The sequence below is a fragment of the Thermoactinomyces intermedius genome (genome assembly GCF_013912365.1).
In the GTDB taxonomy this organism is placed as follows: domain Bacteria; phylum Bacillota; class Bacilli; order Thermoactinomycetales; family Thermoactinomycetaceae; genus Thermoactinomyces; species Thermoactinomyces intermedius.
Window position 1 is genome coordinate 1 of the sequence record NZ_JACETT010000001.1, and the last position, 10,181, is coordinate 10,181.

The 10,181-nt window shown below is 38.3% G+C and carries 11 protein-coding genes; all 11 read right to left on the bottom strand.

Annotated elements, in window-relative coordinates:
* On the bottom strand, positions 1 to 479 hold a 479-nt coding region (locus tag H1R82_RS00005; RefSeq protein ID WP_181821567.1), incomplete at its 3' end, for a hypothetical protein.
* 122 nt (positions 480 to 601) lie between these two features.
* Positions 602 to 1,333 carry a hypothetical protein gene (locus H1R82_RS00010; protein WP_181821569.1) on the bottom strand — a complete coding sequence of 244 codons (732 nt, stop codon included), beginning with the start codon at positions 1,331 to 1,333 and terminating at the stop codon, positions 602 to 604.
* 122 nt (positions 1,334 to 1,455) lie between these two features.
* Positions 1,456 to 2,100 carry a hypothetical protein gene (locus tag H1R82_RS00015; protein WP_037994266.1) on the bottom strand — a complete coding sequence of 215 codons (645 nt, stop codon included), beginning with the start codon at positions 2,098 to 2,100 and terminating at the stop codon, positions 1,456 to 1,458.
* 116 nt (positions 2,101 to 2,216) lie between these two features.
* A complete protein-coding gene (locus tag H1R82_RS00020; protein ID WP_037994264.1) occupies positions 2,217 to 3,632 on the bottom strand; it encodes a Tle-like phospholipase domain-containing protein in 1,416 nt (471 codons plus the stop codon).
* Between the two features lie 264 nt (positions 3,633 to 3,896).
* Entirely contained in the window at positions 3,897 to 5,081 is a 1,185-nt protein-coding gene (locus tag H1R82_RS00025; RefSeq protein WP_181733099.1) for an alpha/beta hydrolase family protein, read from the bottom strand.
* Positions 5,082 to 5,295: 214 nt separating this feature from the next.
* Positions 5,296 to 6,027 carry a hypothetical protein gene (locus tag H1R82_RS00030; protein ID WP_147437072.1) on the bottom strand — a complete coding sequence of 244 codons (732 nt, stop codon included), beginning with the start codon at positions 6,025 to 6,027 and terminating at the stop codon, positions 5,296 to 5,298.
* Between the two features lie 136 nt (positions 6,028 to 6,163).
* On the bottom strand, positions 6,164 to 6,892 hold the full coding sequence (locus H1R82_RS00035; protein WP_037998405.1) for a hypothetical protein: 729 nt from the start codon (positions 6,890 to 6,892) through the stop codon (positions 6,164 to 6,166).
* Positions 6,893 to 7,013: 121 nt separating this feature from the next.
* Positions 7,014 to 7,745, bottom strand: coding sequence for a hypothetical protein (locus tag H1R82_RS00040; protein WP_121874344.1), 732 nt, complete (start codon positions 7,743 to 7,745; stop codon positions 7,014 to 7,016).
* A 121-nt stretch (positions 7,746 to 7,866) separates the two neighbouring features.
* On the bottom strand, positions 7,867 to 8,595 hold the full coding sequence (locus H1R82_RS00045) for a hypothetical protein (protein ID WP_037998408.1): 729 nt from the start codon (positions 8,593 to 8,595) through the stop codon (positions 7,867 to 7,869).
* A gap of 124 nt (positions 8,596 to 8,719) precedes the next feature.
* Positions 8,720 to 9,361: a hypothetical protein gene (locus tag H1R82_RS00050; protein ID WP_037998409.1), complete on the bottom strand. Its 642-nt coding sequence runs from the start codon at positions 9,359 to 9,361 to the stop codon at positions 8,720 to 8,722.
* A gap of 229 nt (positions 9,362 to 9,590) precedes the next feature.
* Positions 9,591 to 9,848 (bottom strand): hypothetical protein, encoded by a 258-nt coding sequence (locus H1R82_RS00055; RefSeq protein ID WP_131470850.1) that lies wholly within the window; start codon positions 9,846 to 9,848, stop codon positions 9,591 to 9,593.
* Positions 9,849 to 10,181 lie beyond the last annotated feature (333 nt).

Sequence of the window (10,181 nt, forward strand, 5' to 3'; positions counted from 1 at the left end):
GTCACATTTAGCTTATATTCTGGATCCCCTCCATTTTTCAAGACTTCAAACACAGATGGAATCTCTCCGGTATACTTATCTTTTTTGGTTCCGTTTGAAAAACCAATATTTTCGATTTCTCTTACATCAAAATTTTTTTCAACTAAAGACGTGGTTTTGGGTTTTAATTCTTCCGTCCATAATGTTGCCACATAGGTATCCCTGATTTCATTCGGTTCCATAATGATTGCCACATAAGTGTTTTGACCATCTTTTATATTCCCTTCAACGGTATAAGTCTTGCCAGTAAAAAGATCTTTCCTGACCTCGGATACTTCATAATCTTTATTATATGTATCTTTGATATACTGGATCGCTTTTTCTTTGATCTCTTTCTCTTCTGCTCGATTCATATCTCCCATGCCTCCCGTTCCTGTGTATCCAGCCACAAGGAATACAAACAACAGAATGAAAACCATCCAGCTTCTTTGGATATTCACCTTTTCCACTTCCTTCCTATCATCAATCAATTCCTAAGGTCATTATATAAATTTCTCTTGTCCCATTAACTTAGCCATAAATTTAGGGATGGGCAAATTTCTTTCTGCCCGTCCCCGTTTCTTTATTCTTTGATTACTGTTTTATATTGATCCAGATCATGATGATCAATGTCTATGTTTTGGATATCTTCAAAATGAATATTATAGCGGTATAAGGTATATTGACTTTCTTCGGCTTCCTTCGGTGCTGATTTTAATTCATCATCTGCAACAAAAATTGTTACTCCAACTTGGTTAAAGTTCAGCTTTTTTAGTTCTTCTAAAAAGCTCTTGATTCCTTTTTCATATTGGCCATTTTGTTCATAGACTCTCAATTTTACGATTAGCTCATAATCCGGAGCCCCTTCATTTTTCAAGACTTCAAACACCGATGGAATCTCTCCGGTATACTTATCTTTTTTCGGGCCATTTGAATAAGCAATGTGCTCAATCTTTCTCTCATCAAAATGTTTTTGAACCAATGACGTGATCTTTGGTTTGAGTTCTTCGGTCCATAATGTTTCCACATAAGTATCCCTGATTTCATTCTGTTCCATAATGATTGCTACATAAGTGTTTTTATCATCTTTTATATTTCCTTCAACTGTATATATCTGTCCGCTTAAAAAATCTTTCGTCACATCAGAAACTTCATATTCCTTATTATACGTATCCTTGATATACCGAATCGCTTTTTCTTTGATCTCTTTTTCTTCAGCTTTATCCATATCTCCCACTCCTCCCGTGCCTGTGCATCCTGCCAGCAAGTATACAAACAACAGGATGAAAACAATCCAGCTTCTTTTGAAATTCATCTTTTTTACTCCCTTCCTATCATCAATCAATTGTTAAGATCATTATATAAATTCCGCTGTCCCATTGACTTAGCCATAAATTTAGGGATGGGCCAATATCTTTCTTGCCCATCCCTGTTTCTCTATTCTTTGATTACCGTTTTATATTGATCCAGATCAAGATTATCAATATCCACTTTTTGAATGTCATCGATAACAATATTGTAGCGATACAGAGTATAGCTGCTTTCCTTAACGTCTTCAGGGGCCGATTTCAATTCATCATCTGCAACAAATACTTCCATCATAACTTTATTAAAATTCATTGATTGGGCTTCTTTCAAAAAGTTTTTCAGACCTGATTCATACAGCCCATTATCGTTATAAATTCGTGCAGTAATCACTAAAGTAAAGTCCTTATCTCCACCATTTTTCAACACTTCAAATACAGATGGAACTTCTCCGCTATATTTATGGGGCCTCTTCCCATTGCTGTATGAAATACTTTCAATCCGCCTTACATCCATATATTTGTTTATCATTGCTGTTATTTTGGGACTCAATTCTTGCCTCCATAACGCTATTACATAAGTATCTTTGATTTCATTGTCCTTCTCCCAAATCACCGTCACTTCCGTATCCTTTCCATCTTTCACTTTTCCCCGTACACGGATGAGTCCGGCAGCTTGTCCCTTGCTCACTTCACTCACTTCAAAATCTTTATTATATTTTTCTTTAATATATTTAATTGCCTTTTCTTTGAGCTGTTTCTCTTCTTCTTGACTCATTTGCTTTCCCTCTTCCTGTATTGTTTCTATCGAATTTGTCTGACAACCAGTTAACAACAAAGCAAACATAAATATTACAAGAAACCATCTTTTTCTAAACACCTTTAATTTACACCTCACCTTTTTACAATGTTTCCATCTTCATCATATACATCGGGAATAGGTGTATCTACAGGTTTTTTTTCACCTCTGTCATATCCGGTAAAGTTGGAAATCCCGTGACTGGATAATCCAAGTCCGATTTGATTATCCAATCCGGTTAACTCGTCCACCCTTTTCACACTTCCATCAGATTCTATCTCATAAGTTTCACCCGGACGATATCCTAATGAACCAACAAGGTCATCATCATAACGATAATTTCTAATTAGATCATCATAAGCACCTGCTATTTCCTTAGCAGCTATTTCACGAACTTCGGGATTTAACAGGTTTGTAAAATAACTTCTTAATGTTCCCCCAATACCTCCTAGGATAGTGCTGGCATTAACATTAGGAAACAAATTTTTTCCAGGAGCATTAAATGTTACTGCTGGAATTCCATATTTAGTTGCTGAATCTAATGCCAAATATCCTCCAAGAGAATGTCCAGTCAATACCATTTTGTATCCTTTATATTCTTCACTATTAACTATATTTGAAATCATTTTTCTTGCTTCGATTGCTTGTGGATTTATATCATTCCCTAAAGCAATCGGACCATCACCAATTACAATATCTTCCCATCGGTCTGGCTCAGTTCCTCGAAAAGCAATCACCATTTCCTTAGAATATATATTTTTGAATACATACATTTGTAATCCATTTTTTAAATCAAGGTTTAAATTTGAATCTATCTCCCACTCTTCACCTAAAACTATATCCAAATCATCTTTTATAACAGTTTCATCAGCATAAACTAAATCAGATAACTCAGCCAACTGTTTATCTGAAATATTGATATCACTCAGCTTTCCATAAGGATATTGGCTGTTCCCCCCTGCCATTCCGGCATTCCCCAGACTGGCGGTCAGATTTTGTCCTTCCAATCCCTTTCTCGCAAAAAGATTTTTCAAACTCGTATAGGCCGATTGGATTCCTCTGGCGAGGGGTTGTCCGAATTTACTCAACAATCCGGTAAGGGCTGTGATTCCAAGCACAATTCCCCCAGTAATTTTGCCTGCTGTGGAGGTCATCCAATCCCAGGCTTTTTGGGCCGCTTTCTTGGTGGCGGATGCGGCGGTGTCCCAAGCCTTTTTCGCGCCGTTTTTCAGGTTGTTCCAAGTGTTGGAGACCCCGTTTTTTAATTTGTTCCAAGAACCGGAGACAAAGTCTCCCACTTGGCTGAAGAAGCCTTTCTCCTGCTTGGACGGGGTAACGTTCAGCTCCTCCGTCGGCTTGGGAGCCGGAGCCGGTTTTCCTTGGTTGAAATCCTCATGGATCTGCGGAACATCGAAACTCCCGCCACCGGTTGCATAGGCAGTTGGTGTGGCCAGTACACATGCAACAAAAATGAAGCATAAGAAGAGTTTCCCATGATGTATCGTTTTCATTTTGGCAACCTTTCACCTCTTTTGCATGATGCGTCCCCTTGCTGAAGGGGAATTCTGAAAATCCTATGAAATTATATAATATATGACATTATTTTCAATACTCCTTTCTTTTTCATAATCTATTCACAAATTGTTTAACCGATTTATCTCATCAATTTCAAATGGGGATATTGAAATTTTATCAAGTAAAAAAACAAAGGGCGTGACATGCGCCTTGTTTTCCCCTTGAAAATGCATCTTTCCAACCGCCCCATAAGACAAAAGTTATCTTGGAACAAGATTCCCCTTCACTTTTCCGAAAAATTCAAAAAGGGGTGTGCCCTTTTTCCCGAACCGTCCGCCGGAATCATTCCCGCTTGTTTCCGGAAAACGATAGTTGCGGATCAGTTTGTCGTATGCACCGGTTGATTCTTTGACGACTTTTGCCGCACGGGAACTCTCTGTGATTTTGACCGCATAATTGCCCATGGGAGCCATTCCCACGGCTCCTTTGGACCCGCCCAATGCCCCCAACAATGTTTTCTCACTTACGTTTGGCAACTTTGGAACATTAAACGTCACGGCCGGGATCTTGTATCTGGCGGCACAGTCCGCAGCGACATATCCTCCCAAGGCATGTCCCGTCAGGATCTTGTCATAATGGCGGTATTTTTCTTCACTGAAGATCTTTTCTTGCAAATATTTACGGGCCGCAATCACTTGCGCATTGACGGCATCCTGATCAAATCCCGCAGCACCTTTGCCCGTTTTTCCCGGGAAAGTCTCCGTGTCCCGGAAAGCAATCATCATCTCGTTGGTGCGGGGGTTGACAAACACATCGGCTTGCAAGCCGTTCGGAAGCTCTTCCCTTAAACCGGAAACAGCCTCCCAATCTTTTCCCGGCTTGTCCACGGTTTTCTGCCCGACAGTTCCCCCCTTGGATGCCATGGCGGCGATCGCCAACTCCCGGTCAGTCACTTTCCGGTCTTTCAATGTGCCGTTCGGATACAGCCGGTTCTGCATCCTCTGCTTCAGACTGCTGTATGCTCTTTGGACGGTGCTTTGGATCTGCCGGCCGAACTTGCCGAACAATCCGGCGAGGGCTGTGACCACCAGCATCATTCCTCCCGTTATTTTCCCGGCAGTGGATGTCACCCAGTCCCATGCTTGCCGGGCCACATTTTTGGTGGCCATGATGGCGGAATCCCATGCCTTTTGGACCCCGCTTTTTAATTGGTTGAAAAAGCCGGAAATCCCGTCCGCCGCACGATCCGGAAAACCTTTCCCTTCCCCGGTTTCCGCCGTCGGTGTCCCTTTGTCGGGAGCCGGTCCTTCTTTGATCTCACGGAAATCCTCATTGATTTCGGGAACCTCAAACCCTCCGCCGACGGCATGGGCTGAAACCGGAAAAATAACCATGGAAGCGAAAAGAAACAAGAACAAAAGGCTCCCGTCACGTAATCTTTTCATCTTGGCAACCATTCACCTCTTTACCTGTGAGTCCGTTTCATTAAAGACTTTGAAATCGATGGATTTTCTTCCTTTTTCTTTTGCCAATATTAATAATTATAATAAAAAATTCCATATTTGAGTTAAAAAATGAAGGAATAACTTGATAAATTATCCTTTGTCGACTTGCGATAAGGCAAAAAGATGGACAGAACAAATTTTCTGCCCATCTTTTTTAATGTTGGATCACGGTTTTATATTGATCCAAATCAAGGTTTTCGATATTCACTTTTTGGATGTTTGGGATGTGAATGTTATAGCGATATAACAAATATTTATTTTCATCTTTGGCAAGATCAGCGTTTAACCGGTCATCGTAAACATGGAATTCGAATCCGATCTCATGAAAATTCATATCCCTTAATTCTTTTAGAAATGACTTGATATTTTCGGGAGTCTGTCCGCCGTTTTCATATATTTCACCGGTCACCTCCAAGATATACTTTTCATTCCCTCCATTCTTCAACACGTCAAAGATGGAAGGAATATTTCCGGTATATCTCGTGTCTTTGGCAGTTCCGTCATTATAGGAAACATGGTCAACGCTTCTCACACTCATATGTTTGTTCAACATATCTTTGATTCTCGGGGTCAATTCTTTCGTCCATAATTCCGTGAGATAGGTGTCATCCATTTCCTCTTCTTTTTTCCAAAAAACCGTCGCTTCCGTATCTTTTCCGTCTTTCACAAATCCCCGTACACGGATGAGTCCGGCAGCATGTCCCTTGTTCACTTCACTCACTTCAAATTCTTTGTTATATGTATCCTTGATATACTGAATGGCTTTTTCTTTGATTTTTTTCTCTTCTGCCTGATCTATATCTCCCATGCCTCCCGTTCCTGTGCATCCAGCCACAAGGAATACAAACAACAGAATGAAAACGATCCAGCTTCTTTGGATATTCACCTTTTCCACTCCTTTCTTCTCATCAAACAATTGTTATGATTAAAGATCATTATATAAATTCCTCTGCCCAAATTAAATTAGCCATAAATTTAGGGATGGGCCGATTTCTTTCTGCCCATCCCCATATTCATCTAAATCAGTATACAGTTTTATATTGATTCAAATTTATTGAATCAATTTCCGCTTTTTGAATATCATCAATTGAAATTACATATTCGTATAATAAGTATTTTCCTTCATCTTCTTTTGTTGTTGATGTTTTTAATCGATCATCATAAACATAAATCGTTACTCGTACCCTATTAAAATTCATTTCTTCGATTTCCTCTAAAAAGTTTTTTATTGATTGTTCATACTTCCCTCCGTTTTTATAAATTTCCCCAGTCCATTTAAACAAATAATCCTTATCTCCCCCGTTTTTCAGAACTTCATACACGGATGGAATCTCTCCGGTATATTTATTCGGTAATGTCCCATTGGTATAAGAGATGCTTTCAATTCTCTTTATATCAAAGTGCTTCTTTGAAATCTCCTTGATTTTTGGTTCTAACTCCTGATTCCAATAATTTAATACATAACTATCAGTGACTTGATCTGGTAACACCCAATACACGGTAGCTGGTGTATCCTTTCCATCCTCAACAGTCCCGCGAATGACATATCTGGATTCCAGTACTTGTGTGTGCTCCACCTTTGTTACCTTAAATTCTCTGTTATATGTATCCTTGATATGCTGAATTGCTACTTCTTTTGCTTTCTTTTCTGCTTCTTGATTTTCCTCAGAGGATGTATTGATTAAACTTGACTCACAACCCGTTAACGTTAAAGCAATCAAACAAATGACCAAGCCCCACTTTCCTCTCAACCATTTCCACTCCCTTTTTCTCATCAAACAATAACTAAGATCATTATATAAATTTCTCTGTCCTATTAACTCAACCATAAATCAGGGATGGGCCAATGTCTTTCTGCCCATCCCTTTTTGTTTAATGTTTGATTACTGTTTTGTATCGATCCAGATCAAGACTATCAATATCTACTTTTTGAATGTCATCAATCACAATATTGTACCGATATAATGTGTATTCACTTTCTTTAGTTTCCTCAGCTATTGATTTTAATTTATCATCAGACACATAGATCTCTATAATCACTTTATTAAACCCTAATTTCTCAATCTCTTGTAAAAAACTTCTAACTCCTTGTTCATATTGACCATTTTGTTCATAAACCCTTAATGTTAAATCCAATGTATAATCAGGATCTCCTCCATTTTCTAATACATGAAAGACAGAGGGAATGTCACCGGTATACTTATCTCTTTTTCTTCCATTAGAAAAAACAATATGTTCCAACTCTCTTACATCAAAATGTTTTTGAGCCAAGGTAGTCATTTTTGGTTTTAATTCTTCCGTCCATAACGTACCTACATATGTATCTCTGATTTCGCCTTGTTCCATAATAACTGATACTTGTGTATTTTTCTCATCTTTTATATTCCCTCTAACTGTATAATTCTGTCCTGTAAAACGATCTTTACTTACTTCGGATACTTCGAAATCTTTGTTATATGTATCCTTGATATACTGAATGGCTTTTTCTTTGATTTTTTTCTCTTCTGCCTGATCTATATCTCCCTCTCCTCCCGTTCCTGTGCATCCAGCCACAAGGAATACAAACAAAAGAATGAAAACGATCCAGCCTCTTTGGATATTCACCTTTTCCACTCCCTTCCTATCATCAATCAATCCCTAAGGTCATTATATAAATTCCTCTGTCCCATTACTTAGCAAATAAATTTAGGGATGAACCGATTTCTTTCTGCCCATCCCTGTTTGATTAATCTTTAAGAACTGTTTTGTATTGATCCAAATTGTAATGATCAATATCAATTTTTTGAATATCATCAATTGAAATGTTATAGCGATATAAGGTATATTTACTCTCTTCGGCTTTTTCTGATACGGTTTTTAATTCGTCATCGGAAACAAAAATCTCCATCACTACCTCATGAAAATGCATACCCCTTAGTTCTTTCAAAAAGCGCTTAATCCCTTGTTCATATTGCCCATTTTGTTCATAGATTCTTAATGAAATCGACAATGTAAACTGCTGATCTCCACCATTTTTCAGATGTTCAAAAACGGAAGGAATTTCTCCACGAACGCTGTCACCTTTCGTTCCACTTGTGTAAGCAATATCTTCCACAGTATTTATATCCATATACTTTTCCGCCAAAGAAGTGATTTCTGGTTTTAATTCCTCTGACCATAATTTCCCTACATATGTATCTCTGATTTCATCTGGCAGTTCTATAATTACCGTTACCCTGGTGTTTTGGTCATCTTTGATGTTCCCTCTGATTGTATAAGCCTGACCTGTTGCCGGGTTTTTGACTACCTCAGACACCACATACTCTTTTTGGTACTTATCTTTGATATATTGAATCGCTTTTTCTTTGATTTCTTTCTCTTCGGCTTGATCCAACTCTCCCATACCTCCCGTGCATCCAGCCACCAAACATGCAAACAACATGATAGTCAAGACCCAGATTCTTTTGAAATTCATCTTTTTTCCACTCCTTTCTTATCTTCAGTCAATCGCTAAAATCATTATATAAATTCCTCTGTCCCATTGACCTTAGCCATAAATTTAGGGATGGGCCGATTTCTTTCTGCCCATCCCTATTTCTCTATTCTTTGATGACTGTCTTATATTGATTCAGATCAAGATTGACAATATCTACTTTTTGAATATCATTGATCACAATATTGTAGCGATATAAGGTGTAGCTACTTTCTTTTACATCTTCCTGTGCAGATTTCAACTGATCATCTACAACGAAAACCGTTATTATAATCTCATTTATGCCAAGCCCTTTAATTTCATCTAAATATTCTTTTAATCCTTTCTCAAACTGGCCGGCATGTTCATATACTCGTAATGTAACTTGTAGCGCAAAATCCGGATCCCCTCCGTTTTTTAATACTTCAAAAACAGATGGGATATTGCCTGTATATTTATCTATTTTTCCACTACTATACACAATGTCTTCAATACGCCTTACTTCCATGTGTTTGTTTGCGAGTGCTTCAATTTTTGGTTTCAACTCATTTGTCCATAATACAGAAACGTATGTATCCCCTACTTGTCCGTTACGTTCCCATATTATGCTAGTTTCCGTATCTTTTCCATCCTTCACGATCCCATCCACATAAACTGTGCCTGTCACCCTGCCTCTATTTATTCCTTTTACTTCAAATTCTTTTTGGTACTTTTCTTTTATATACTGTGCAGCTTTTTCCTTTAATTCTTCATCTTCCAATTGATACATCTCTCTCTCTCCTTCATTTGAACCTGTAGAACCAACCTGACAACCTGTCAATAACAATGAACACATAAAGAAGACTATTAAAAAGCTTTTTATAGTTCTCACTCCATTTTCACACTCCTTTTCCTCAATACAAGATTTCCATCCTGATCATAGAGATTTGGAATCGGTGATTTGCTACTATCAGTAAAATTACCTATTTTATGACCAAACTTCGCCGTTAATCGTTGATCTAATCCGTCTTTATCATCGGCTTCTTCAATGCTTCCACAGTTCCGTCATTATAGGAAACATGGTCAACGCTTCTCACACTCATATGTTTGTTCAACATATCTTTGATTCTCGGGGTCAATTCTTTCGTCCATAATTCCATGAGATAGGTGTCATCCATTTCCTCTTCTTTTTTCCAAAAAACCGTCGCTTCCGTATCTTTTCCGTCTTTCACAAATCCCCGTACACGGATGAGTCCGGCAGCTTGTCCCTTGTTCACTTCACTCACTTCAAAATCTTTGTTATATGTATCCTTGATATATTGTATTGATTTTCTTTGATCTCTTTTTCTTCTGCCAGATCCAAATTACCTATGCCTCCGGTGCCTGTGCATCCGGTCGCCAAGAACACAAACAACAGGATGAAAAGAATCCAGATTCTTTGGATATTCACCTTTTTTCTACTCCTTTCTCCTCATCAAACAATTGTTATGATTAAAGATCATTATATAAATTCCTCTGTCCCATTGACTTTGCCATAAATTTAGGGATGGGCCGATTTCTTTCTGCCCATCCCCGTTTCTCTATTCTTTAATGACTGTCTTATATTGATT